This is a genomic window from Dyadobacter sp. AC419, from assembly GCF_979253085.1.
Map to the genome: position 1 here is coordinate 117,175 of NZ_CEEDCD010000024.1, position 25,030 is coordinate 142,204.

19 protein-coding genes, 4 tRNA genes and 4 pseudogenes are annotated in these 25,030 nt (G+C 43.2%); 1 reads left to right on the top strand and 26 read right to left on the bottom strand.

Annotated elements, in window-relative coordinates:
* Position 1: 1 nt before the first annotated feature.
* From AC0IYG_RS22730 to AC0IYG_RS22815, 18 genes and pseudogenes are all read right to left on the bottom strand, one after another.
* Positions 2-463 carry a (2Fe-2S)-binding protein gene (locus tag AC0IYG_RS22730; RefSeq protein WP_471713372.1) on the bottom strand — a complete coding sequence of 154 codons (462 nt, stop codon included), beginning with the start codon at positions 461-463 and terminating at the stop codon, positions 2-4.
* 87 nt (positions 464-550) lie between these two features.
* On the bottom strand, positions 551-880 hold the full coding sequence (locus tag AC0IYG_RS22735) for a DUF3467 domain-containing protein (RefSeq protein WP_471713373.1): 330 nt from the start codon (positions 878-880) through the stop codon (positions 551-553).
* 138 nt (positions 881-1,018) lie between these two features.
* Positions 1,019-5,342, bottom strand: a pseudogene (rpoC, locus tag AC0IYG_RS22740) (DNA-directed RNA polymerase subunit beta').
* Between the two features lie 79 nt (positions 5,343-5,421).
* Positions 5,422-9,286: pseudogene (gene rpoB / locus AC0IYG_RS22745) on the bottom strand (DNA-directed RNA polymerase subunit beta).
* Between the two features lie 321 nt (positions 9,287-9,607).
* Positions 9,608-9,994, bottom strand: coding sequence for a 50S ribosomal protein L7/L12 (rplL, locus tag AC0IYG_RS22750; RefSeq protein WP_026631780.1), 387 nt, complete (start codon positions 9,992-9,994; stop codon positions 9,608-9,610).
* Positions 9,995-10,079: 85 nt separating this feature from the next.
* Positions 10,080-10,611 (bottom strand): annotated as a pseudogene (rplJ, locus tag AC0IYG_RS22755) (50S ribosomal protein L10).
* A 1-nt stretch (position 10,612) separates the two neighbouring features.
* Positions 10,613-11,312, bottom strand: a pseudogene (gene rplA, locus AC0IYG_RS22760) (50S ribosomal protein L1).
* Positions 11,313-11,349: 37 nt separating this feature from the next.
* Complete coding sequence (rplK, locus tag AC0IYG_RS22765; protein ID WP_026631777.1) at positions 11,350-11,799, bottom strand: 50S ribosomal protein L11; 450 nt, start codon at positions 11,797-11,799, stop codon at positions 11,350-11,352.
* Between the two features lie 77 nt (positions 11,800-11,876).
* Positions 11,877-12,431 (bottom strand): transcription termination/antitermination protein NusG, encoded by a 555-nt coding sequence (gene nusG, locus AC0IYG_RS22770; RefSeq protein ID WP_026631776.1) that lies wholly within the window; start codon positions 12,429-12,431, stop codon positions 11,877-11,879.
* Positions 12,432-12,467: 36 nt separating this feature from the next.
* Positions 12,468-12,659 carry a preprotein translocase subunit SecE gene (secE, locus tag AC0IYG_RS22775; protein ID WP_471713374.1) on the bottom strand — a complete coding sequence of 64 codons (192 nt, stop codon included), beginning with the start codon at positions 12,657-12,659 and terminating at the stop codon, positions 12,468-12,470.
* A gap of 16 nt (positions 12,660-12,675) precedes the next feature.
* Positions 12,676-12,746 (bottom strand) — tRNA-Trp (locus AC0IYG_RS22780).
* Positions 12,747-12,847: 101 nt separating this feature from the next.
* Positions 12,848-14,035, bottom strand: coding sequence for an elongation factor Tu (gene tuf / locus AC0IYG_RS22785; protein ID WP_471713375.1), 1,188 nt, complete (start codon positions 14,033-14,035; stop codon positions 12,848-12,850).
* A gap of 125 nt (positions 14,036-14,160) precedes the next feature.
* Positions 14,161-14,232: transfer RNA gene (locus tag AC0IYG_RS22790), tRNA-Thr, on the bottom strand.
* 201 nt (positions 14,233-14,433) lie between these two features.
* Positions 14,434-14,506, bottom strand: a tRNA-Gly gene (locus AC0IYG_RS22795).
* A 58-nt stretch (positions 14,507-14,564) separates the two neighbouring features.
* Positions 14,565-14,647: transfer RNA gene (locus AC0IYG_RS22800), tRNA-Tyr, on the bottom strand.
* A gap of 168 nt (positions 14,648-14,815) precedes the next feature.
* The gene (locus tag AC0IYG_RS22805; RefSeq protein ID WP_471713376.1) at positions 14,816-15,919 is read right to left on the bottom strand and encodes an outer membrane beta-barrel protein; all 1,104 of its coding nucleotides are present in this window, start codon (positions 15,917-15,919) and stop codon (positions 14,816-14,818) included.
* Between the two features lie 11 nt (positions 15,920-15,930).
* Entirely contained in the window at positions 15,931-16,731 is an 801-nt protein-coding gene (locus AC0IYG_RS22810) for a hypothetical protein (RefSeq protein ID WP_471713377.1), read from the bottom strand.
* The gene (locus tag AC0IYG_RS22815) at positions 16,712-17,302 is read right to left on the bottom strand and encodes an RNA polymerase sigma factor (RefSeq protein WP_471713378.1); all 591 of its coding nucleotides are present in this window, start codon (positions 17,300-17,302) and stop codon (positions 16,712-16,714) included. The genes AC0IYG_RS22810 and AC0IYG_RS22815 overlap by 20 nt, the downstream gene beginning before the upstream one ends.
* A gap of 161 nt (positions 17,303-17,463) precedes the next feature.
* Here AC0IYG_RS22815 and murI point away from each other — a divergent pair, with 161 nt between their 5' ends.
* On the top strand, positions 17,464-18,273 hold the full coding sequence (gene murI, locus AC0IYG_RS22820) for a glutamate racemase (protein ID WP_471713379.1): 810 nt from the start codon (positions 17,464-17,466) through the stop codon (positions 18,271-18,273).
* 2 nt (positions 18,274-18,275) lie between these two features.
* Here the strand turns inward: murI and AC0IYG_RS22825 are convergent, their stop codons facing one another.
* From AC0IYG_RS22825 to cyoE, 8 genes are all read right to left on the bottom strand, one after another.
* Entirely contained in the window at positions 18,276-20,792 is a 2,517-nt protein-coding gene (locus tag AC0IYG_RS22825; RefSeq protein WP_471713380.1) for a glycosyl hydrolase, read from the bottom strand.
* A 127-nt stretch (positions 20,793-20,919) separates the two neighbouring features.
* Entirely contained in the window at positions 20,920-21,201 is a 282-nt protein-coding gene (locus AC0IYG_RS22830) for a hypothetical protein (protein ID WP_471713381.1), read from the bottom strand.
* Positions 21,198-21,737, bottom strand: a complete 540-nt coding sequence (locus tag AC0IYG_RS22835) for a DUF420 domain-containing protein (RefSeq protein ID WP_471713382.1) — start codon at positions 21,735-21,737, stop codon at positions 21,198-21,200. The genes AC0IYG_RS22830 and AC0IYG_RS22835 overlap by 4 nt, the downstream gene beginning before the upstream one ends.
* Positions 21,738-21,739: 2 nt before the next feature.
* A complete protein-coding gene (locus tag AC0IYG_RS22840) occupies positions 21,740-22,369 on the bottom strand; it encodes a hypothetical protein (RefSeq protein ID WP_471713383.1) in 630 nt (209 codons plus the stop codon).
* A 9-nt stretch (positions 22,370-22,378) separates the two neighbouring features.
* A complete protein-coding gene (locus AC0IYG_RS22845; RefSeq protein ID WP_471713384.1) occupies positions 22,379-22,708 on the bottom strand; it encodes a cytochrome C oxidase subunit IV family protein in 330 nt (109 codons plus the stop codon).
* A gap of 29 nt (positions 22,709-22,737) precedes the next feature.
* Positions 22,738-23,508, bottom strand: a complete 771-nt coding sequence (locus AC0IYG_RS22850) for a cytochrome c oxidase subunit 3 (protein ID WP_471713385.1) — start codon at positions 23,506-23,508, stop codon at positions 22,738-22,740.
* 11 nt (positions 23,509-23,519) lie between these two features.
* A complete protein-coding gene (locus tag AC0IYG_RS22855) occupies positions 23,520-24,107 on the bottom strand; it encodes a cytochrome c oxidase subunit 3 (RefSeq protein ID WP_471713386.1) in 588 nt (195 codons plus the stop codon).
* A 19-nt stretch (positions 24,108-24,126) separates the two neighbouring features.
* The gene (gene cyoE / locus AC0IYG_RS22860; protein ID WP_471713387.1) at positions 24,127-25,020 is read right to left on the bottom strand and encodes a heme o synthase; all 894 of its coding nucleotides are present in this window, start codon (positions 25,018-25,020) and stop codon (positions 24,127-24,129) included.
* Positions 25,021-25,030: the final 10 nt, after the last annotated feature.

Here is a 25,030-nt window from a genome sequence, read left to right on the forward strand (position 1 = left end):
GTCAGTTGGTTTTGGATGCTGCTACTTTCACTGCTTCGCGAATGCGGTGGTAAGTTCCGCAACGGCAAATGTTACCGCTCATGGTGGAGACGATTTCTTCTTCGGTTGGCTTTGGCTTTTCTTTGAGCAATGCCGCAGCCGTCATAATCTGACCTGCTTGGCAATAGCCGCATTGTGCTACGTCCACCTCATCCCACGCTTGCTGAACAGGGTGATCGCCTTTTTCAGACAGTCCTTCTATTGTGGTAACTTTTGATTTTCCAACAGCGGAAACCGGCAGAACACAGGAACGAACTGCTTTGCCGTCAATGTGAACTGTGCATGCGCCGCATTGTGCGATTCCGCAGCCGTATTTGGTGCCTACGAGTCCGAGGTTATCCCGGAGCACCCACAAAAGCGGAGTATCCCGCTCCACATCCGCATCGTAAGCGCGGTTGTTAATTGAAAGTTTAAATAACGCCATGGTGAGTTTTATTGGGTTCGGAAATATTTGTTCCTTATGCAGATACCGAAGTTACAAAAAATCTGAAAAGAATTACCCCAAATATTCCTATGCTTCGCCGCCTGGGCCGCCGAAGCTGATGGGGAAATTAAAAGAAGGTTCGCTGTCCTGAGAGCTTGGAATAGGCCCGTATTGGTCTTCGTATTTTTGAATGTTGTCTTTCAACGCTGCTATCAAACGCTTGGCGTGCTCTGGCGTAATGATGATTCTCGCCTTAACCTTAGCGCGGGGAACACCGGGCATGAGACGGATAAAATCAAGAATAAATTCGCTGTTCGAGTGCGCGATCATGGCCAGATTAGAGTAGACACCCTCTGCCATTTCCTCCGATAACTCTACATTAATTTGTTGTTCGTTTTCTTTGTTATTGTCTTCCATGAGTTGAATATTATTGGCTTTTGGATGCCTGGCAGCAATTTTTTATCGCTGGGGAAATTACTAAAAATTACCATCAAAACAGCAAAAAGCCGATCCTGCTATAAGCAGAACCGGCTCTTTTTATTTATTCAGATTGATCTAAACCAATTCCTTTTTCTTACGTGAAAGTTTTTCACGGGAATCAGTCAAGGCATCGAATTCTTCTTTTGATCCAACGATCAGGCTTTCGTATTGACGCATTCCTGTTCCGGCTGGGATTAAGTGACCTACGATCACGTTTTCTTTCAAGCCTTTCAGTTCGTCGCGTTTTCCACGAACAGCTGCTTCGCTCAATACTTTGGTTGTTTCCTGGAACGAAGCCGCAGAAACGAAACTTTCAGTACCCAATGAAGCTTGTGTGATACCCATCAAAGTAGGTTTCGCAACAGCTGCCTGCGCATCACGAGCAGTAACCAGTTTCAAGTCACGACGTTTCAAGCTTGAATTTTCATCACGCAAACGACGAACTGAAACGATCATACCCGGTTTCAGTGTTTCAGAGCTTCCTGAGTCTTCAACCACTTTCATATCGAGGATCTTATCATTTTCCTCACGGAATACAACGCGGTCTACCGGTTGCATTTCAAGGAAGTTGGTATCACCTGCATCCAGGATCTCTACTTTCTGCATCATTTGGCGTACGATACATTCGATGTGCTTATCGTTGATCTTCACACCTTGCAGACGGTATACTTCCTGAATTTCATTTACAAGATATTCCTGAACCGCTGTTGGTCCTTTGATAGAAAGGATATCAGCTGGTGTGATCGCTCCGTCGGATAATGGATCTCCTGCTCTTACGAAGTCACCATCCTGAACCAGAATGTGTTTCGAAAGGGCAACCATGTAACGACGTTGTGTTCCGTCTCTTGATTCGATATGAATTTCACGGTTACCGCGTTTCACACCTCCATAAGAAACTACACCATCGATTTCAGAAACAGTTGCTGGGTTAGACGGGTTACGAGCTTCGAAAAGTTCAGTTACACGTGGCAAACCTCCCGTAATGTCGCGTGTTTTACCAACTACACGTGGGATTTTCGCCAATGGCTGACCTGCTTTGATAGCCGTTCCATTTTTCACCACCAAACGGGCTCCTACTGGTAGGTTATATCCTTTTTCAGTTTGATCTTTCAACAACGTGCTCTTACCTTTTACCACTAATGCAGGGTTTTTGGTCTTATCACGTGTTTCAATGATCACTGATTCCTGGAAGCCAGTTTGCTCATCAAATTCTTCACGGTAAGTAATGCCTTCTTCAATAGCGTCGAATGAAACGGCACCAGTGAATTCAGACAAGATTACTGCGTGATATGGATCCCAAGTACAAAGTTCTTGTCCTTTAAGAACCTTCTCTCCGTCTTTTACCAAAAGGTGCGCTCCATAAGGAACGTTGTTTGAGATCAGCAATTGACCTGTTTCAGGATTTGTTATTTTAACTTCTCCTGAACGACCCATTACTACTGTTACTTCATCGCCTTCTGAATTGACAGACTGAACCAAACGAAGATCTTCAAAACCAATTACACCGTCGAATTTCGCCTTGATGTTTGCTTCAACAGAAATGTTGGAAGCTGTACCACCGACGTGGAATGTACGAAGTGTCAACTGTGTTCCCGGCTCACCGATTGACTGAGAGGCAATTACACCCACAGCTTCACCAATGTTCACCATATGAGCAGATGCCAATGAGCGTCCGTAGCATTTCGCACAAACACCATTACGCGTTTCGCAAGTCAATACCGAACGGATCTCAACTGTTTCAATGCTCGTTTCATCAATGTATGAAGCGATCTCTTCCGTAATTTCCTGACCGGAAGCCAGGATCATTTCGTTAGACAAAGGATCAAATACATCGTGAACACTCACACGACCCAAAATACGCTCAGAAAGTGGCTCAACGATATCTTCGTTGTCTTTCAAAGCAGAGATTGCAATTCCGCGAAGTGATCCGCAGTCTGTTTCGATAACAACTACATCTTGTGCAACGTCATGCAGACGACGTGTCAGGTAACCCGCATCAGCCGTTTTCAACGCTGTATCGGCAAGACCTTTACGTGCACCGTGTGTTGAGATAAAGTATTCAAGAACGTCCAAACCTTCTTTAAAGTTAGAAAGGATCGGGTTCTCAATGATTTCACCTGCACCACCCGCGATGTTTTTCTGAGGCTTGGCCATAAGACCCCTCATTCCACCCAGCTGACGGATTTGCTCGCGCGAACCACGTGCACCTGAGTGCATCATCATATAAATTGAGTTAAATCCGCCTTGGTCAGTTTCCAATTGCTTCATCAACGTTTCTGTAATGCGTGAGTTAACACGTGTCCAGATATCAATAACTTGGTTATACCGCTCGTTTTCAGTGATAAGACCCATCAAGTAGTTGCTCCAAACGTTTTCAACGTCCAGTTTCGCTTGCTCGATCAGTTTCACTTTTTCGTCTGGCACCATTACGTCGTTCAATCCCATTGACAAACCGCCTTTGAAGGCCATTTGGAAACCAAGTTCTTTGATTTCATCCAGGAACTGAGCTGTACGGGCAACACCAGCCAATTTGAACACCAAACCGATGATCTGCTGCAATTTTTTCTTAGTCAGCAACTCATTAATGTAACCTACTTCCTCAAGGAACAGCCTGATTGAAAAGGATACGTCCGGCAACGGTGTCAACCATTTTCGTTTCAAATGTTCCATCGTCGTTACGGACGCGAAGGCGGCATTTGATATTCGCATGTTTTGACAATTTGCCTTCGTTGATGGCAATGATCACCTCGTCAGGACCGTAGAAAATCATTCCTTCTCCGATAATCGGATAATGATCTGTGCTTACACGGCCTTTTGTAACATAATACAGACCCAAAACCATGTCTTGTGATGGAACCGTAATCGGCGCACCATTGGCAGGGTTAAGAATGTTATGTGACGAAAGCATCAGCATCGAAGCTTCCAAAACGGCTTCCTGACCCAATGGCACGTGAACGGCCATCTGGTCACCGTCAAAGTCTGCGTTGAATGCAGTACAAACCAATGGGTGCAACTGGATCGCTTTTCCTTCGATCAGTTTAGGCTGGAATGCCTGAATACCCAAACGGTGCAATGTTGGAGCACGGTTAAGCAGAACAGGGTGTCCTTTCAAAACGTTTTCCAAAATATCCCAGATCACAGGATCTTTACGATCTACGATCTTCTTCGCTGATTTTACAGTTTTAACAATTCCACGTTCGATCAGCTTGCGGATAATAAACGGCTTGAATAATTCTGCCGCCATATCTTTTGGCAAACCGCATTCGTGCAATTTCAATTCAGGTCCAACGACGATTACCGAACGACCAGAATAATCGACACGCTTACCAAGCAAGTTTTGACGGAAACGTCCTTGCTTACCTTTCAGCATGTCAGAAAGTGATTTCAATGCACGGTTACCTTCTGAACGCACCGCATTTACTTTACGGCTATTATCGAAAAGCGAATCAACCGCTTCCTGCAACATCCTTTTTTCGTTACGCAAGATCACCTCAGGTGCTTTGATCTCGATCAGACGCTTCAAACGGTTGTTCCGAATGATAACACGACGATAAAGGTCATTCAAATCGGAAGTCGCGAAACGACCACCATCCAAAGGCACAAGCGGACGAAGTTCTGGTGGAATAACCGGAACCATCTTGATCACCATCCACTCAGGACGGTTTTCAATGCGTGTATTTGCATCACGGAATGCTTCTACAACTTTCAGACGCTTTAATGCTTCCGCTTTACGTTGCTGAGAAGTGTCTGTTGCTGCCTGGTGACGAAGTTCGTATGAAAGCTCATCCAGTTTAATTCTGTTCAAAAGCATTTCAAGCGCATCAGCACCCATTTTCGCGATAAACTTATTTGGATCCGTGTCCGGAAGCATTTGGTTTTCGCGAGGCAATCTGTCGATGATATCCAGATATTCATCTTCGGTCAAGAAGTCAAGATAACCTACGCCATCTTCTTCTTTAACACCAGGCTGAACCACTGCATATCGCTCGTAGTAAATGATTTGATCCAATTTCTTGGTCGATAATCCCAACAGGTAACCGATTTTGTTCGGCAAGCTGCGGAAATACCAGATGTGTGCAACCGGAACCACCAATTCAATGTGGCCCATACGCTCACGACGCACCTTTTTCTCAGTAACCTCTACACCGCAACGGTCGCAGATGATTCCTTTGTAACGGATACGTTTGTATTTCCCACAATGACATTCCCAGTCCTTCACAGGACCGAAGATCCTTTCGCAGAATAATCCGCCCATCTCCGGTTTGTAAGTCCGGTAGTTGATGGTTTCAGGCTGGGTTACTTCACCAAATGAGCTCTCAAGGATAGACTCAGGTGAAGCCAGACTGATCGTCATTCTGGAAAAATCACTATTAAGTTTTTTGTTCTTTTTGAAAGACATAATTAAAAAGTCGTTTGTCTGTTAGTCGAAACTCAATTGATTTCATTATGGCGCGGTTTCCCGCGCCAACGACTAAATATTAGTCCAGTGTAATCTCCAATGCTAATCCACGAAGCTCGTGAACAAGTACGTTGAATGACTCCGGAATATTCGGTTTCGGAAGGTTTTCACCTTTCACGATTGCTTCATATGCTTTGGCACGGCCCACCACGTCATCAGATTTAACCGTAAGGATTTCCTGAAGAATGTGAGATGCACCGAATGCTTCAAGCGCCCACACTTCCATTTCTCCAAAACGCTGACCTCCGAATTGTGCTTTACCACCAAGCGGTTGCTGTGTAATGAGTGAGTATGGCCCGATAGAACGCGCGTGCATTTTATCGTCAACCAAGTGACCCAGCTTCATCATGTACATCAAACCAACTGTAATTGGCTGATCGAAACGCTCTCCGCTCAAACCATTGTACAAGAATGTACGTCCCCAGTCTGGCAAACCAGCTTCTTTCAACTCAGCCGCAACTTCTGCTTCCGTAGCTCCATCGAAGATCGGAGTAGCATAGCGACGACCCAGTTTCAGACCTGCCCAGGCAAGAATGGTTTCATATATCTGACCAATGTTCATACGTGAAGGCACCCCAAGTGGGTTCAACACGATATCCATTGGTGTTCCGTCTTCAAGGAATGGCATATCTTCATCACGAACGATACGGGCAACAACCCCTTTGTTACCGTGACGACCTGCCATTTTATCCCCAACTTTCAATTTACGTTTCTTAGCAATATATACTTTCGCCAATTTCACGATTCCAGCTGGAAGCTCATCACCTACTTCAAGCGCGAAACGATCGCGTTTGAAACGGCCCATCAATTCACTGCGGGCATTCAGGTAATTTTTCAAAACCAACGAAACTTGCAGGTTGGTTTCAGAATCCTCAGTCCAGGAATCTGTCAACACGTCACCGATCAAGTTAACTTCTTCGGCAACTGCATATTGAGACTCATCGCGATAAGGGTTGTTTGCAGGGAAAAGGTTCTCAGAGATATTTCTCACATTGAACTTCATTCCTTTGCTCACTAATTCATCACCGAATTTATGCTTAACACCTTGGCTAGTTTTACCGTCAACCAATGCAACCAACTTCTCAATGATACGTCCACGAAGCGCTGTAAGCTCACGTCCGTATTTTTTCATCAACAAACGAAGCTCGTCTTTGTGTTTCGCACGCTCTTCTTTGGTTGGGCGAGAGAAAAGTTTAGTGTCAATAACCACACCTTTCATCGATGGTGGCGCTTTCTAGAAGCATCCTTCACATCACCGGCTTTATCACCAAAGATCGCACGAAGCAATTTTTCTTTCCGGAGTTGGATCCGATTCTCCTTTTGGAGTGATCTTACCAATTAAAATATCTCCTTCTTTTACTTCCGTACCAACCTGAACGATACCATTTTCGTCAAGATTCTTAACAGTTTCCTCACTTACGTTTGGAATCTCAGCTGTAAGTTCTTCTTCACCACGTTTTGTATCACGCACTTCCAATTCAAATTCTTCAATGTGAATAGAAGTAAAGATATCCTCACGAACCACTTTCTCTGAGATTACAATCGCATCCTCGAAGTTGTATCCCTGCCAAGGCATGAACGCAACCAAAAGGTTACGGCCCAAGGCAAGTTCACCGCCTTCTGTACCATATCCCTGGCAAAGTGCTTCACCTTTTTTCACCTTCTGGCCTTTAAGAACCATTGGTTGAAGGTTAAGGCAAGTGTCCTGGTTGGTACGACGGAATTTAACAAGATCATAAGAAACGCTGTCTTCAATAAAGCTTACAAGGCGCTCGTCATCTGTTCTGTCGTATTTAACAACGATTTTCTTCGCATCTACAAACTCAATTACACCGTCACCTTCTGCAACAACTAATGCTCTTGAATCCATTGCAACACGCTTTTCAAGACCCGTTCCAACGATTGGCGCTTGTGGGCGCAACAATGGAACACCTTGACGCTGCATGTTAGATCCCATCAATGCACGGTTGGCATCATCATGTTCCAGGAACGGAATCAATGAAGCCGCAACTGAAACGATCTGGTTTGCAGCAACGTCCATGAACGACGCTTGCGAAGGATCCACCATCGGGAAGTCACCTTCAAAACGCGTTTTGATTTTTTCTACCGTAAAGTTTCCTTTGTCATCCACAGAAGCATTTGCCTGTGCAATGTATTTGGAATCTTCTTCCTCGGCAGTCATATATATAAGCTCATCAGTCAGCTTACCAGCACCATCGATTACACGATATGGCGTTTCGATAAAGCCCATTCCGTTCACTTTTGCAAAAACGCAAAGTGATGAAATCAAACCAATGTTTGGACCTTCCGGTGTTTCAATCGTACAAAGACGACCATAGTGCGTGTAGTGAACGTCACGAACCTCAAAACCAGCTCTTTCGCGAGAAAGACCACCAGGCCCAAGTGCCGACATTCTACGCTTGTGCGTAATCTCAGCCAATGGATTGGTTTGATCCATGAACTGCGACAATTGGTTTGTACCAAAGAATGAGTTGATAACAGAAGATAATGTCCGCGCATTGATCAAATCAACAGGCTTGAAATCTTCATTATCACGCACGTTCATACGCTCCTTAATCGTACGCGCCATACGTGCAAGACCTACACCAAATTGAGCATAAAGCTGCTCGCCTACTGTACGCACACGACGGTTTGACAAGTGGTCAATATCATCGACAACCGCTTTTGCATTGATCAAACCGATCAGATACTTCACGATCGAAACGATATCGCCTGTTGTTAGAACGCGAACGTCCAAACTAGTGTCAGAACCTAATTTTTTGTTGATCCTGTAACGGCCAACATCACCAAGGTCATAACGTTTGTCACTGAAGAACAAGCTCTGGATTACATCACGAGCTGTTTGTTCGTCCGGCGCCTCTGCATTACGCAATTGGCGGTAAATTTGCTCAACTGCCTCTTTATCAGAGTTTGAGCTATCTTTTTGAAGCGTATTATATATAATGTTATAATCCGCAACATTCATATCCTCTTTATGCAGGATGACAGATTTCTGTCCTGATTCCACGATAACTTCAATGTCCTCAGCAGAAATAGTCGAATCGCGCTCAAGTAACACTTCGTTACGTTGAATAGAAACAACCTCGCCAGTATCCTCGTCAACGAAATCTTCTGTCCAGGTTCTCAAAACCCTTGCAGCCAAGCGACGGCCAACAGCTTTTTTCAAGTTTGTTGGTGTTGCACTGATCTCTTCTGAAAGACCAAAAAGGTCAAGGATATCTTTATCAGATCCGAAACCAATGGCACGAAGCAACGTTGTAACCGGGAATTTTTTCTTACGGTCGATGTACGCGTACATCACATTATTAACGTCTGTCGAGAATTCAATCCAAGATCCTTTGAAAGGAATAATACGCGCAGAGTACAATTTAGAACCGTTGGTGTGCTTGCTCATAGAGAAGAACACACCTGGTGAGCGGTGAAGTTGTGAAACGATAACACGCTCAGCACCATTGATTACGAAAGAACCTCTTTCGGTCATGTAAGGAATGTTTCCTAAGAAAACCTCCTGCTCAATGGTTTCAAATTCTTCGTGATCAGCATCATTACAGATCAAACGTAATTTAGCTTTCAACGGCACTGCATAAGTCAGTCCGCGATCAATAGATTCATCGACTGAATATTTCGGTGGTTCAAGAAGATAATCAATGAACTCCAAAACGAAATTGTCGCGTGAATCGGCAATAGGAAAGTTCTCTGCGAAAACTTTGTACAATCCTTCTCCCGAACGATCTTCTACCGATGTATCAAGACTGTAAGAAATCCCGGAATGATTGAACCTGGATTCCTAGCAAATCTGGATAATCGATAATCTGATTAATCCTGGAAAAATTCTTTCTAGGTGTTGCTTTAATTGTAGCCAAGGCTATGTTTGATTTTGGTTAGTAGAAAAACTAATGCGTTGAAGTGACTCTTACGCAACGCAATCGTAATAATTAGTTTTAAACCTAATCTTTTGCCTCGTAGAGATAAATAACTGCCCCTATTCTCCTTTCCTACGAGTAAAGAAGTGTTTCGCGCAAATTATTTGAAAAGAAGAATGATAAACCCGGAATAAATGAAGGGCTATCTAAATACAAACGCAAAAAACAAGTTTTTCGTTTGGTATACACATAAATAGGAAAAAGACCTGACGTAAATCAGGCCTCATTCCTTAGAATTATAGGCTATTGGTATAAAGCAAATTACTTCACTTCAACTTCTGCACCTGCTTCTTCAAGTTGTTTTTTCAAAGCTTCTGCTTCGTCTTTTGCAACTCCCTCTTTAACAGGCTTAGGAGCGCCGTCAACTAGTTCTTTCGCTTCTTTCAAGCCAAGACCAGTAAGGTCTTTAACCAATTTCACAACAGCAAGTTTGCTTGCACCAGCTGCTTTCAAGATCACATCAAAAGATGTTTTCTCTTCTGCTGCAGGAGCATCAGAACCACCACCAGCAGCAGGACCTGCTACCATTACCGCACCAGCCGCTGCAGGCTCAATACCGTACTCGTCTTTAAGAATTGTAGCCAATTCGTTCACTTCTTTAACCGTAAGGTTAACAAGCTGTTCTGCGAAAGCTTTCAAATCTGCCATTTTTATTTAGATTTTTTGATTATACAATAAGATGATTTTAAAAGCTCCATTTTTTTTCCCGGAGAGCTCAGCCTGGCTATTAATATTAGTCTTCTTTCTCAGACAAGGTTTTCAAGATACCAGCTAATTTGTTTCCACCGCTTTGTAGAGCGCCGATAACATTTTTCAGCAGGCGATTGCAACAATCCGATAATCTCTCCAATCATTTCTTGTTTTGATTTCAGAGCGATCAGAACATCAAGCTGGCTTTCGCCAACGAAAACAGATGAATCAACGGAAGCTCCTTTAAATTTAAGCTTGTCGCTACCTGATTTCTTCTTGAATTCTTTAATCAATTGTGCAGGAACCTTACCTGACTCCGGGTGAAACATAACTCCGGAAAATCCTTTCAAAACTTCGTCAAAAGAGGAATAATCCGTATCTAATGTTTCTAGTGCTTTCTTAATCAATGTATTCTTAACAACACGATACTCCACACCGCGTTCGAAGCAAAGGCCTCTTAGCTGGTTTGTTTCACCGACAGACATTCCGTTTGCGCTAGTGATATAGAAGTATGGGGTGCTAGCGAATTTTTGACTTAACTCGTCTATAATTACTGCTTTCTCTTCCCGTGTCATATTATAATCCTGGAATCGTGTTTTTATCAATAGTAACACCCGGGCTCATCGTGCTTGACAAGTGAATGCTTTTAACGTAAGTTCCTTTTGCCGATGACGGTTTAAGGCGGACCAGAGTATTGATAACTTCTGTAGCATTTTGTACAAGCTGCTCGTTTCCAAAAGAAACTTTACCAACACTTGCGTGAATGATTCCTGTTTTATCAACTTTGAAATCAATCTTACCTGCTTTTACTTCCTTCACAGCTTTCGCTACGTCCGGTGTTACCGTTCCTGATTTAGGGTTTGGCATCAATCCGCGAGGACCTAAAACCTTACCTAACCGTCCCACTTTTGCCATCACACTCGGCATTGTGATAATTACGTCGATGTCTGTCCAGCCTTGTTCTATCTTTTGGATATATTCATCAAGACCAACAAAATCTGCTCCTGCTTCTTTCGCTTCTGCCTCCTTGATCTGGAGTACACAAAACCAATACACGCACTTCCTTTCCGGTTCCGTGTGGCAATGTTACCACGCCACGTACCATTTGATCAGCTTTACGAGGATCAACGCCCAAACGAACGTCGATGTCCACGGAAGAATCAAATTTGGTATAAGAAATCGTCTTAAGGACGTCCGCTGCTTGTTCAAGAGAATAAACTTGATTTGCGTCGAATTTCGAAAGAGCTTCTTTTTGCTTTTTGGTTAGTTTTCCCATGTTCTTTGTTTCTTTCAGCGTATAAAAATTTCTACGCTCAGTTGTTTTCTTCCCACGGGGCTTTGCCTGCTACAGTAATACCCATACTACGAGCCGTTCCCGCAATCATTTTCATAGCAGAATCAATTGTAAAGCAGTTTAAGTCTGGCATTTTAGTCTCAGCGATCGTACGAACCTGATCCCATGATACCGAACCTACTTTCAAACGGTTTGGCTGAGCCGAACCTGTCTTTACTTTTGATGCTTCCAGAAGCAGAATCGCGGCCGGGGGGGTCTTAATGACAAAGTCAAAAGACTTATCCTTATAGTATGTAATAACTACCGGCAATACCACACCCATTTTGTCTTGGGTACGGCCATTGAATTGCTTGCAAAACTCCATGATATTCAAACCTTTCGATCCTAATGCAGGACCGATTGGAGGTGAAGGGTTGGCTTGGCCACCTTTTACCTGTAGTTTGACGTATCCACCTATTTCTTTTGCCATTGTTTTGTAATTTGTCGGTTCATTGATTGTTTAACGGCTTAACATGCAAGTGGAAGCTTACCCTGCCCGTTACTCTTTCAACTATCCTTTTCTACTTGTGCGTAACTGAGTTCCACGGGTGTATTACGCCCGAATATTTTTACAACTACATTGAGTTTTTTCTTCTCATCGAATACTTCTTCAACCACGCCGATGAATCCGCTGAAAGGACCGTCTACAACTTTGACAGTTTCCCCTCTGATAAATGACATGCTTGGTGCTTCTTCGTGCTGCTCTGCTTCGTCTACTTTTCCTAAAATCCTATTGATTTCAGATTGACGAAGCGGCACAGGAACTTTTGAGTTTCCTTCTGCACTTCCAAGGAAGCCTATGACACCAGGAATACTGGTTATAATGTGTAAAACCTCACCTTTTGACAGATCCGCAGAGATGATAATGTATCCTGGAAAAAAGTTTTTTTCCCTAACGCGCTTCTTACCGTTACGCATTTCATAGATCTTCTCAGACGGTATCAGAATTTGCGGAACGAACTCATCCAATTTCTGTCTTGCTATTTCATTCTCAATGTAGGACTTGATTTTTTTCTCCTGTCCAGACACCGCTCTCAATACAAACCAATTTAGACTACTCATACCATTCTGGGGGTTGCCACTATAATAAAAATAGCCTTAGAAAGACTGATAAAACAAATTCAGTGCGTTCTCGAAGACAAAATCCATCACTCCTACCACAAAGGCAAAAATGAGAGAACCGACAAGTACCAACGTAGTATTAGCCTGAAGCTCGTTAAAAGGAGGCCATGTCACGTGCTGGGTGATTTCTTCCCAGGAAGCTTTCAAAAAAGAAGTAAATTTATCCATTTGTCCTTTTATTATGCACGGGTGGAGAGATTCGAACTCCCATCAACGGTTTTGGAGACCGCTATTCTACCCTTGAACTACACCCGTTTATCACATGACCCGTACTTTCGGGCTGCAAAGATACGATTTTATTATAAAAAACAAGTGCATCTCGTAAGAAATGCACTTGTTTTAATATTCAATCTTGATTAGTCAAGAATTTCAGTTACCTGACCAGCACCTACGGTACGTCCACCTTCACGAATCGCGAAACGAAGACCTTTTTCCATAGCGATCTTGTTGATCAATTTCACATCAATTGTGATGTTATCACCAGGCATAACCATTTCAACACCAGCTGGTAGAGAAATTTCACCTGTTACGTCCGTGGTACGGAAGTAAAACTGAGGACGGTATTTGTTAAAGAATGGAGTGTGACGTCCACCTTCTTCTTTCGAAAGTACATAAACCTCGCCTTTGAATGCAGCGTGAGGCTTAACTGAACCTGGCTTGCAGATTACCATTCCGCGACGGATATCTTCTTTGTTGATACCACGAAGCAAAAGACCTACGTTATCACCAGCTTCACCACGGTCAAGGATCTTACGGAACATCTCAACACCAGTTACTACTGATTTAAGACCTTCTGCACCCATACCAAGGATATCAACTGCTTCACCAGAGTTAATTACTCCTCTTTCGATACGACCGGTTGCAACAGTACCACGACCAGTGATCGAGAATACGTCTTCAACAGGCATAAGGAAAGGAAGATCAGTCATACGTGGAGGAATTGGAATGTAGCTGTCAACAGCGTCCATCAACTCTTCGATAGTCTTAACCCATTTGTCTTCTCCATTCAAACCGCCCAAAGCAGAACCTTGGATTACAGGAATGTTGTCTCCATCGTAATCGTAGAAGCTCAAAAGCTCACGAATTTCCATTTCAACAAGTTCAAGAAGTTCTGGATCATCAACCATATCCACTTTGTTCATGAACACAACAAGCTGAGGAACACCAACCTGGCGAGCCAAAAGAATGTGCTCACGAGTTTGTGGCATTGGTCCATCAGTAGCAGCAACTACGATGATAGCGCCGTCCATCTGTGCAGCACCAGTTACCATGTTCTTTACATAATCCGCGTGACCTGGACAGTCAACGTGAGCATAGTGACGGTTTGCTGTCGAATACTCAACGTGGGATGTGTTAATCGTAATACCACGCTCTTTCTCTTCAGGAGCATTATCAATTGATGAGAAATCGCGAAGTACTGCTAGACCCTTTTTCGCCAACACAGTTGTGATAGCTGCAGTAAGGGTAGTTTTACCGTGGTCAACGTGCCCGATAGTACCAATATTTACGTGGGGTTTCGAGCGGTCAAACGTCTCTTTTGCCATGACTTAAGTACGCTTAAAATTAAAAGTTACAATTTATTAAACACTAATGATTGATCCTGTTTAGCTTACACTAGCCAAGCACCCCAAAATCAATTTAACTAAATACAAGGATCAAAATTTTTCCGAGCTTTTGAGGGGATTTGAACCCCTGACCTCTTCCTTACCAAGGAAGTGCTCTACCCCTGAGCTACAAAAGCAAAATTTCAATACATTTGAAATGCTACTTTAAACATTTCCAAGCAACCGGCCTGACCTCTTCCTTACCAAGGAAGTGCTCTACCGCGCGGCGGACCGTCCCTGAGCTACAAAAGCAGAAAACCGATTACAACCAAAAAGCGATTAGCGAAAAAGTATCTAATGAATGTTTTCGCTAATCGCTTCGATGGTGTTTTAAAATGAGCGGAAGACGAGGTTCGAACTCGCGACCTATAGCTTGGAAGGCTATCGCTCTACCAGCTGAGCTACTTCCGCATTTGTTTTTGCCTGCTTCTAAACTGGTAATTTCAGAAGCACATTGTGGCAATAACTGTGGGGGCGGATGGATTCGAACCACCGTAGGCATACACCAGCAGATTTACAGTCTGCCCCATTTGGCCGCTCTGGTACACCCCCAATCAACATTTCAACACAACCGTGAAAACCGCTTGTCTCACTTTTTGGAGTCGCAAAATTATACCCTTTTCTTAAATTCTCAAATTGTTTTGAAAAAAAATAAAAGAAAAAATAGCGGCCCAAACAAAATACATTGTTTTGAGCCGCTAATGAACGCATTTTCAATACTCAAAATAACCGCACTCCAAAACTTAACATGCGAACTGACGGGCCTTTACCTTCGTCATACAGATTATTGAAGTCATAGGTGACAAATATATCGGGAAACTTTCTGATGCCGAGTTCCGCTGTGAGGCCGTAGCGCAGGTCTTCAATGTGGAAGTTTCTGCGGACGTGGTCGACATCTTTGCTGCCTTCCCGTCTCAGCTTGGTATAACTGCCAAGCCGATATCCACCGTAAACTCCTGCGCTGATATAAGATACAAATGACCTGCTGAAACTCAATGTTGGCATAAAGGAAACATTGACAAACGGAACCGTGAGTTTTGTCTTTTTCATATTCACATCGTTTCCGTCTGCATCAACGATTGTTGGAAAAGAGACTCGGAGTGAATCTTTCGCGATTGTGTTATTGCCTTCGAACATCAGGTTGTACCAGGAAAAGTCAACCCCGAAATCCAAGTGCAGCCGGGGTTTTTTGCCTTTTACAATAGTTGTGCTCGCAATGTATCCCAAACTAATATAACGTGAACCGAAGGGCCGCAGGTCATAATCTGCTTTGTTGTAGCCTTGTGTGGCTTTGTTGGTCCCGTATGTGTTTAATCCCAATGCAATGTTAAAACCTTTACGAGGACTTGAACTGCCGCCTGATCTGCTGTAAAAACGCTTTCCAGTCCGTCTGTATTCAGAATCTGTGCTGACCGTCATGTCCTCATCATTGACCTCGACACCTTTTGCATTGATGCTCACTTCAGTGTCTCCATCCTTAATGTGTATCCCGCGTAATCCTATGCGAACATAATCCCTTTCGTCAGACTGGTCCTTTCGATATTTACTTCCATCAATTTCCTCTCGCAAATAAGTTGTATCCGCATCGGTGCTATCTAATCTGACTTTTAAATCCTTCAACAAAGTGTTGAGGTCATATGCCATTATCTTGTCGAGCTCCTTGCGATTTTCTCCGTAAATAATCAGTCTGGTTTTGTTGCCGAACGTGACGATAATAGAATCTTTTTCATTGGAACGCTCTGACTGTTTGCCGTAAATATTGTAGGCGCTGGCATTGAACGCCGATAAGAGGAAGATTACTGCTATATATAATTTGAATTTCATGGCCGTAACTTTTAAAGTTTGGTTTTCTCTTTGAGGTTATGATACTTTTCCGACACTTTCTCTTCACCATTGCGCAGCCGGTCGTCTACTTTCGCAACGAGACTTTTTGGATTAAACCCAACTTCTTCCCAATCCACGCGCTCGCCTGCTCTCGCATTTTTTAGCTGGCGGAACACTTTTGAAAATTTGGACAGTTTCGGCTTCTCCTCAGCGTCTTCACTGTTTGTTGCAACAGCCACAACAATCACCCTTAAAGGCTCCGGAACCTCAGGATTAATCTTTGCAGATGCTATTCCTTCTATTTTAGGGTTTGTTTCAACTGATTTTATTTCTGCTATAATTTCCTGCTGAGTAATGACATCGGGCGCTGTTGGTTGCTCAGGCTCTACTTCTTTTCTTTCTGAACTCGCCGCCGGTTTCTCACGGAGATCTTCTATTATTTTGCTAACCAATTTTGGCTCTTTCTCCTTAATGGCACTCGCCTGTTGTTGAGCGAGTAAAGGTTTTTCTATGACTGCCGTGTCCAGGTTAAGCTTTTTTTTATTTTCCAATGCTTCAACTGGCTTCTGACGCACAGTCGCCACTTCCTTTTTAGAACCAATTGCATTCATATTTGCCCGCTCAGCATTCCAAACCGCATAACCCGCAATGATTGCAAGCACAACGCTGGCTGCGGCATACCAAACCCACGCGCCAAGCCGGCGGTCTTTTTTAGTTCTTGCCTCAATTTTTTGCCACGCTGAAGACGACGGTTTTAGTTCAATGTCCGACAACCTGCTTTTGAAAAGGTCATCAATCGGATGCTTTCTCATATTCTACTTTTTTTTTAAAATCATTTTCCCAATCCAAAACCATCTTTTGCAGCATTGCCCTCGCCCTGTGCAATTGTGATTTCGATGTACTTTCTGCTATTCCAAGCATTTCAGCTATTTCAATGTGCGGATAACCTTCGATTGCATACAAGTTAAAAACTGTGCGATATCCGGTTGGAAGTGCCTCAATCAATGCAAGCAGCTCTTGCGTTCCCAGATTTTGATCCGCCTGCGCGTAATCCGGAATCTCATTTGCCTCGTCTGACAATGTATCTTCCAGCATTCGCTTTTGCTTTCTCAAATAACCGAGAGCCTCGTTCACCATAATCCTGCGAATCCAGCCTTCGAAACTTCCTTCTTCGTTGAATTGCTCAATTTTGGTAAACACCTTCATGAAACCTTCAACCATCACATCCTCAGCCGCCATATCATCGCATACATAACGAAAACATAAAGCCAGCATGCGAGCGCTGTATTTATCGTACAACTGTCTCTGCGCCTTTGAATCTTCTTTCCGAAGCGCTTTGATCAGCTGTGATTCGTTATTAAAAAATGATAGAATTCGACCCATTTAATTGGTGGTTTCAATAGCAAGATGCGCATTCCTCCTGCCGAGGTTGCATCAGATTTTAAAATTTTATCGAAATGATGTTTTTTTAAAACCTTTATTCAGGTTGTTCCTTTAGTTTTGGATCAAATATCTTTTATTCGAAAAGATTTACCCAATACACTATGCTTGATTCTTCGGCGCCCATCGGCATTTTTGACAGCGGCATTGGCGGTATGACCGTCGCGAGTGCAGTTACGAGATTATTGCCACAAGAAAACACCATTTATTTCGGCGACACAGCACATTTACCGTATGGCGATAAGTCTACGGCTGCTATACAGGCTTATTCGATAAAAATCTGCAACATGCTTCTGCAGCAAAACTGTAAGTTGATCCTGATCGCATGTAATTCCGCATCAGCGGCTGCATATGAGCTGGTTAGGGAATATGTGGGCAGTAAAGCAAAGGTTTTGAATGTGATTGATCCCGTGGTGGATTACATTAAGGAACATTATGACGGGAAAACCATTGGCTTAATCGGGACAAAACAGACGGTTCTTTCCAATGTTTATAAAAAGAAAGTTGATGCGCTGGCCAAGAATATTCAATTAAAATCACTCGCTACGCCGTTGCTGGCGCCCATGATTGAGGAAGGATTTTTTGACAATAACATCAGTGAAAGCATTATAACGAGTTATTTGTCAGATCCTTTGATTTCCGACATTGAAGCGTTGATATTGGGCTGCACACATTATCCGCTTATTAAAAATCAGATCGGTCAGTTTTACAATGACAATGTTGAAATCCTTGACACATCTGAAATCGTGGCATTTTCACTGAAATCCTGGCTGGAACAGCATTATCTGGTCAATGAAAAAGGCGAAGGAAAACGCTCATTCTACGTTTCGGATTACACGCTTTCTTTCGAGCAGTCAACGAACATTTTCTTTGGCCGTCAGATCCAGCTGGAACATTATCCGCTTTGGGAATAGGCTTATTGAAAAAGGATTTTCACCGGGCTGACTAAACCTGAGGGCATCGGCTCCCATTTGGATGCATCAAATTTCTTATAAGTGATATCGACAATGTTAATGTCCTCAAACTTCTTCCAATCGGGCTTTTGGCTGTCCCTAAGCCGCATATAGTTGGCAGAAAGATTGGTAACCTCAATTTCTAGCACATTATCTTTGGCTTTAAGCTGATCCTTAATTTCCAATTGGAATGGAATGCTCCAAGCTGTTCCGATTGCTTTGCCATTCAACTTTATAACAGCCACTTCCCGCACATCACCCAGATCCAATGTTCTGATTTTGCTTGCTAAAATATCATCCGGACAGTCAAACCGAAGCTCATAGCGAGCAGTTCCGGAGAAGTAAACGGCTGAATCAGGCAATTCTGTCCAGCTTTTCAATTCATTCAGGACTGCAGGCTTTGGAAGTGTGGGTCTGCCTTTGAGAAAAGTGAGCTTCCAACTTCCAGTTAATGCAAACTGTTTTGCAGGCAAAGTTTCTGGTTGCGCTTCGTTGACTTTATCTGTTTCCCGCAAAAACACAGATTGGCCTGATAACAATGTAAGATAAATCTCTGATCCTTTTTGTGCAGTCGAATGCCATTGTTCATCATTCGACAATGGATTCATTTTTTCAAAATTTCCTTTTGAGTTCAAATTAACCCATCCCTCAGAAAAGGAGTTGGATAAATTGCTGATGAAATAGAGCGTTTTGCCCGTCGCTGTTTTCTTCCTGATAAATGTTAAACCTTTTGCGGCAATGTCCTCAGGCCTGACGCCTGCGGAGACAAGTTCCTTTTCAATATTAGCAGAAACATGCACGTTTTTATGTTTTGTCAAAGCTGAAAGATCTTGTATAAAGCGTTTTTGCTTTTGCTGATTGCCTGAGTAACCTGTAACCTTTAATGGAAGATTTTTTTCAAAAATAATTTTCCCTCCGGCTGCGGCTAGCCGTTTCAACTCTATAAGCGTTTCCTGCGGCATATATGTGCTTGCGGGGATTACGAGCGATTTGTAAACCGCATTACCGCTTGTAAGTTCACCGTTTTTGGTCAATTTCAGGCGCGCGAGTTGCAGGTCAGACACAAAATCGAACGTGAATCCTTTATTCCAAAGCTGCTGCGTTAATTTCCCAAACGGCAAATCCAGAAGCCAGCGGTCCACATGATGCACTTCGAGTAAATGCACATTACCCGAGGATTTAGCGGGAGTAGCCCATAAGTCATGGATAGGAAAATAAACCAGCACATCATTATCTGGCTTGCTGTTTTGCAACAGCTGCTGACAGCGCTGTACATATTTATTCAGCAGATGAAAGTGCTCAGCGAAATGTGAATGCTTATTAAAGTTAGTCGAGGCATAGAACAGCCATCCGGGATACGCTTCTTTTTCTGGCGAGAAAGTGCTTCCGTGGTAAAATATGTGATTGATCCCGGCCGTAAAAAGCTCATCAATTTGCGGCTTGACCTGTGATAACGAAACTTTGAAATGGTTAGCGAGCCAGGTTCCGGTTTCAGAACTCACGAGTTTTTTACCCGAAAAATGAGCTGCCGAAGAGGCGAATTTCATAGCGAGCGGATTCGGCGTTCCGAATTGGTCAATCGAATAATCAGGATCAATGCGAAGACCGGGAATTTTGAAACGACTGGTTCCAAACGATTCTGTTTCAGGAATCGTCGCTGCATCGTAAAGATCGAGCAAATTCCCAGGCGACCCGTGCGCCTGATATCTTGTCAAAAATCCATGCTTTGTGCTCCAAGCCGTCCATGGCTGCGCATAACGTTCCCTCAGCAGCTCAGAAAGCGTTTGGTGATAATCCATTCTGACAAGCTCTGCCACATTATTCGCTGTGGAATCGGCAAGCTGTGATAAATGTGCCGCGATGTCGTAACCGCGCCGTTTTTGAAATTCTGAGAGGAAATCGCTGGTCCAATTGGCTCCGTAGGCTTCGTAGGAATCGTTATACATCGCGCGCGGCAAATCTTGCTTACCGGCAAATGCTGAGTCAAACCGCGTCAGATATTGCGCCATTGCTGTCGGATGAAATGGATCGAGAACAAGTCCTTCCCCGCCTGGCGCCGCGCGTTTGACTTTCTGTTTTGTGGGCTGCACATGGAGCTGACCATTCTTGACGGTCATACTTTTTGCTCCCAATGCAGTCGTGACATTAGGTCCGCCAAACGGCCAGCCTGTTCCGGTTGTCATATCTACGCCCAATCCCAGACGCTTGCCTTCTCTTACCGTGAATTGAACAATCTGCATCCATTTTGGCGAGAGGAAAGAGATCGACTGATTTTCGTAGCCCTTAACACCATATATCGGAATAATATGAACGCCGCCAACGCCTGCTTCCTGGAAATATTTCAGCTGGGTAGTAATGTCAGCCTCGTTAACAGCACTTCCCATCCACCACCAATAAGTCCAGGGCTTTGCTGTGGATATTTGCTGCGCATTAGTCAGTTTGCAGGAGCATAGAAACAGCAGGAAAAAAAGTAGGCGCATAATGTATTTTTTCTCATTAAAGGCATTAGAAAATATATCTACGCCTTTCTCATCCAGAATTTTGATTGGCCAACAAAAAAGCGAAACCTGTGGGGTTTCGCTTTGCAAATAATCTTGAATGAAAATGCTAGCCTTGGTAAGCCTGCTTTACACGCGCCGCAACGAATTGCCTTTCTTGAAGCGCCTTTCTGCTATTACGATACCACAAGTAACCAATGACAGCAACCAGCAAATAAGGCATTACAAAGAGAAACATGATCCCCGTGTTCAAACCAACGCCGACATTATTCCTTCCATTTCCCATCGAACTTTCAACCGATCCCCGACACATTGCGCATTGGGCGAATGTGTCCGCGCTTGTTAACAGCATTGAAAGCATTAAACCGAAGATGATCGCTAATTTTTTCATACGTAATAAGGACTAATCATTAAGTAAACCACAACACCGCTAATGCTGACATACAGCCATATTGGCAAAGCCCATTTCACTGCTTTTCTGTGCGCCGGTAACTGATTGGTATAACCGAAATAAACTGCTCTTAATACAAACCAAACGACAACAATTGACAGCGTGATATGTGAAATTAATAAAAAGTAATAAACAGGCCTGATGACGCCCTGACCACCAAATGGAGTCGATTCATTGGAGATGTGATAAAGAATGTAGCACACCAAAAACACCGCGCCAAGCAGAAATGCACCCGTCATAGCTTGGCGATGGGCCGATAGGTTATTCTTTTTCACAAAATAATAACCAAGAATCAGCATAACTGCCGTAAGCGTATTGATGACCCCAATAACATGAGGCAGAACTTTTGTCCAAGCCCCGAGATCGATCTTTTGTCTGATGCCTAACAATGCTGCCACCGCAACAGGGATTGCTATTGCCAGGATATTGATAATGCTCTCGTATTTGGGCTTTTTCTCTAAAACTAATGTTGCCATAATTATGGGTTGGCACTTGCCTTGTTTTCGTAATTTAAAATCTTCACTTCGGCCATCAGGCGATCAACATCGTCGGCGTCTGCGCCATTGTAATAACCTCTGGTGTAACCCTTGTCGTCAATTAATATCAACCTGTTTTCACCAGCATAAAGTTCAGGGCTTTTAACGCCAGCTGCTGACTTTGATTCCATGATCTCTGAGGTTTCGGCTTCGGTTGCCAGCATTACTTTCCATCCGTTCTGCCCTATCTTTTCAGGATAGTTTTTGGAAAGAGCTGAACTGTCCTCCATAACCGTTACTATGGCCAGTTTCTCGGATTCGCTTCGCATGGCATACATTCTTTCGAGGTTTGCCAGGACGAGCTTACAAGAATCGCCACAATCTTTTGGCAAAAAACTGAGCAACGTTATTTCGTTACCCAATTTGTACTTTCCAGAAATGGCACTTATTTCTGACCGTTTCTGAAAGATCGTATCGCCGTTTACAATCTTAACCTTGCCATCAGAAGCAAGTTCAGGATTGTAAAATGGGAGAATGTAATGATTTGTTGCAAATAACCGGAGCATTACAAAAATCAAAGCCGGTATTACTAATGTTACGATCAGTAATCCGGCCTTGGGGAAATTCTTCATGGGCACTATTTAATCAAATACTGCTTCAAATATTGCGTTTCCTTCCAACATGAGAGCTAAAATCAGCCAGGCTACGAAGATCACAGGAACAAGAATTGACCAGATAAGCGACTTCGTTTCATGCTTTAAGTGCATAAACTCACCCACGATATAAAATGCTTTTACAATCGTCATCACGATGAAAATTGTGATTTTCAACAGACCGTGAGGAACTGTGAATGCAATAAGGAATTCGACAGCGGTAAGGATAAGAAGAATCCAGAAAGTTTTCCAGATGGCTTTGCGTTGCTCAGCGCCTGCGTTCGGATCCTGATTATGAATATGGTGTACTTCCGACATTTGACTAGGAATTAATATTATGGAATGATTTAAACCAGATAAAAGAATGTGAACACGAACACCCACACCAAGTCTACAAAGTGCCAGTAAAGACCAACTTTCTCAACCATTTCGTAGCTTCCTCTTTTGTCGTAAAATCCTGTCGCCGTGCGGAAGAAAATCAGAATATTCAAGATAACACCGCTGAAAACGTGCGTTCCGTGAAATCCGGTGATGAAGAAAAAGAAGTCAGCGAATGCTGGCGGGCCGTATTGATTTTCGGTCAAATTGGCTCCAAATATTGTTCGCTCCACCCACGATCCGTTCTCAATAACTTTCATAACTGTTCCCGTATCCGTTCCGTGGATAAAGTGAGCCCATTCCCAAGCCTGGCAACCTAAGAAAGTAAAGCCACCCAGAATCGTCCAAAGCATATATTTTTCAACATTCGCACGGTCCATTCTATGTCCGGCTTCAACAGCTAAAACCATTGTTACACTGCTCGCGATCAGGATAAATGTCATGATACCAACGAAAACGAGCGGCAAGGAAATACCGTGAAGGAATGGTACGGCCTCATAAACCTTTTCAGGAATTGGCCAGTACATGTTTGAAAATGTAAAATCAGCTACTTCTCCTGAAAAAGCAGGGAAGCTGAATCTTGCTGTGCCGTATGCAACCAAAAGGGCTGAGAAAGTAAAGGTATCCGAGATAAGGAAAAACCACATCATCAGTTTACCATAACTTGCTTTCATAGGCTCAATTCCCCCCATCCACAATTTGGGTTCTACCGCGCCAGGTGTTGTTACATTTGCAGCCATTGAAAAAAATATTAATTAAAAGTCAATAAAAAAACAAAAAGGTATAACCAGAGTATGTCTAAAAAATGCCAGTAAGTGGTGCAGATTTGAATGCGTCTTAGATTCTTTCCGTGCACCTTCAAACGAAATGATGCGGTCAGAGCGAAAAGCAACACAATGAGCCCACTAATGATGTGAAAACCGTGCAATCCCGTAAATACATAAAAAAACGAGCCCGACGGATTTCCAACAAAATATACATTCATTTCAACCAGCTGCTTCCAGCCTTCAAATTGCATCCAAAGGAAGACCAGACCAAGTACAAAAGTAATAGAAATTGCTATTTTCAATTGTTTGAACAGATCTTTTTTTGCCGAATAATAAGCCCATTGCATAGCTGCGCTGCTCACTAAAAGCACCACCGTGCTATACCAGAAAATCTGAGGCATCTCAAATTCCAGCCAGTTTCCTTCGGCTCTTCTCACAAGATAAGCACTTGTCTGAGAAGCAAATAACATGATTATACTAACCAAAAACAGCCACAAAATGAATTTCTTAGGATCCATTGCTAATGTTTCCTGTGGCTCTCTTTCTACTTTATACTGCTGAACACTATCCATTTTCACTTTAAATTCAATTTCACAACTTATCCAATAAAAACGCTATCTGAACAATCGGTAAGTATATGAATGACCCGAACATCAACTGACGGGCCGTTTTATCCGTACACTTCCGCATTAAATGAAATGTTTGCGCTAAAAACAATACGCCAAACACTGTCGCTACAAAAGCCGAGTTGATTCCGGTCATACCCAACTCGTAAGGCAACCAGCCAATCGGTAATAAAAAGACTGTGTAAATCATGATTTGCAATGTCGTATCAAGATCTTTCAGTCCGTTAGCAGGCAACAGCTTGAAACCAGCCCGCTTATAATCTTCGTCGAGCACCCATGCAATCGCCCAAAAGTGTGGGAATTGCCAGAAAAACTGGATTGCAAATAAAATCCCCGGTTCCAGACCGAAATGATTTGTCGCAGCCACCCAGCCAATCATTGGAGGAAATGCTCCTGGAAATGCGCCTACGAAAACGGCTATAGGTCCTACCCTCTTTAACGGCGTATAAACAAATCCGTAAAGAACCAGCGACAAAAGTGATATCAACCCGGTGCTCAAATTGAACACGAACACAAAGATCACCATTGAAACCAACCCGAGGAAAACAGCCCAAACAATGGCCATATCCACCGTAATGCGCCCACTTGGTAGGGGACGGTTAGCAGTTCTCTTCATCATTTTATCAAGATCCTTTTCAAGAATCTGATTAATGATATTCGCAGCTCCGGTAATCCCGATTGAAGCAATTATAAACAGAATTAACTTCCCTGTCTCCACTTCCTTAGCACCAAGACAATATCCCATTGCACCTGAAAACGCAATCAGTGAAGCCAGTCTAAACTTTAATAACTCAAATAAAACGCCTATTCTTTCCTTGATCCTGCCAACAACACTTAAGCTTTCCTCTGCTGCTATCATTACTAAGTTA

Excerpts from the sequence above, each read along its gene's own strand:
- murI (WP_471713379.1), top strand. The coding sequence starts at position 17,464 with ATGCTTGATTCTTCGGCGCCCATCGGCATTTTTGACAGCGGCATTGGC.
- nusG (WP_026631776.1), bottom strand. The coding sequence starts at position 12,431 with ATGAGTAGTCTAAATTGGTTTGTATTGAGAGCGGTGTCTGGACAGGAG.
- tuf (WP_471713375.1), bottom strand. The coding sequence starts at position 14,035 with ATGGCAAAAGAGACGTTTGACCGCTCGAAACCCCACGTAAATATTGGT.
- AC0IYG_RS22840 (WP_471713383.1), bottom strand. The coding sequence starts at position 22,369 with ATGAAGAATTTCCCCAAGGCCGGATTACTGATCGTAACATTAGTAATA.
- AC0IYG_RS22850 (WP_471713385.1), bottom strand. The coding sequence starts at position 23,508 with ATGGCTGCAAATGTAACAACACCTGGCGCGGTAGAACCCAAATTGTGG.
- rplK (WP_026631777.1), bottom strand. The coding sequence starts at position 11,799 with ATGGCAAAAGAAATAGGTGGATACGTCAAACTACAGGTAAAAGGTGGC.
- AC0IYG_RS22815 (WP_471713378.1), bottom strand. The coding sequence starts at position 17,302 with ATGGGTCGAATTCTATCATTTTTTAATAACGAATCACAGCTGATCAAA.
- AC0IYG_RS22855 (WP_471713386.1), bottom strand. The coding sequence starts at position 24,107 with ATGGATAGTGTTCAGCAGTATAAAGTAGAAAGAGAGCCACAGGAAACA.
- AC0IYG_RS22730 (WP_471713372.1), bottom strand. The coding sequence starts at position 463 with ATGGCGTTATTTAAACTTTCAATTAACAACCGCGCTTACGATGCGGAT.
- AC0IYG_RS22805 (WP_471713376.1), bottom strand. The coding sequence starts at position 15,919 with ATGAAATTCAAATTATATATAGCAGTAATCTTCCTCTTATCGGCGTTC.
- AC0IYG_RS22845 (WP_471713384.1), bottom strand. The coding sequence starts at position 22,708 with ATGTCGGAAGTACACCATATTCATAATCAGGATCCGAACGCAGGCGCT.
- AC0IYG_RS22735 (WP_471713373.1), bottom strand. The coding sequence starts at position 880 with ATGGAAGACAATAACAAAGAAAACGAACAACAAATTAATGTAGAGTTA.
- AC0IYG_RS22835 (WP_471713382.1), bottom strand. The coding sequence starts at position 21,737 with ATGGCAACATTAGTTTTAGAGAAAAAGCCCAAATACGAGAGCATTATC.
- cyoE (WP_471713387.1), bottom strand. The coding sequence starts at position 25,020 with ATGATAGCAGCAGAGGAAAGCTTAAGTGTTGTTGGCAGGATCAAGGAA.
- secE (WP_471713374.1), bottom strand. The coding sequence starts at position 12,659 with ATGGATAAATTTACTTCTTTTTTGAAAGCTTCCTGGGAAGAAATCACC.
- rplL (WP_026631780.1), bottom strand. The coding sequence starts at position 9,994 with ATGGCAGATTTGAAAGCTTTCGCAGAACAGCTTGTTAACCTTACGGTT.
- AC0IYG_RS22825 (WP_471713380.1), bottom strand. The coding sequence starts at position 20,792 with ATGCGCCTACTTTTTTTCCTGCTGTTTCTATGCTCCTGCAAACTGACT.
- AC0IYG_RS22810 (WP_471713377.1), bottom strand. The coding sequence starts at position 16,731 with ATGAGAAAGCATCCGATTGATGACCTTTTCAAAAGCAGGTTGTCGGAC.
- AC0IYG_RS22830 (WP_471713381.1), bottom strand. The coding sequence starts at position 21,201 with ATGAAAAAATTAGCGATCATCTTCGGTTTAATGCTTTCAATGCTGTTA.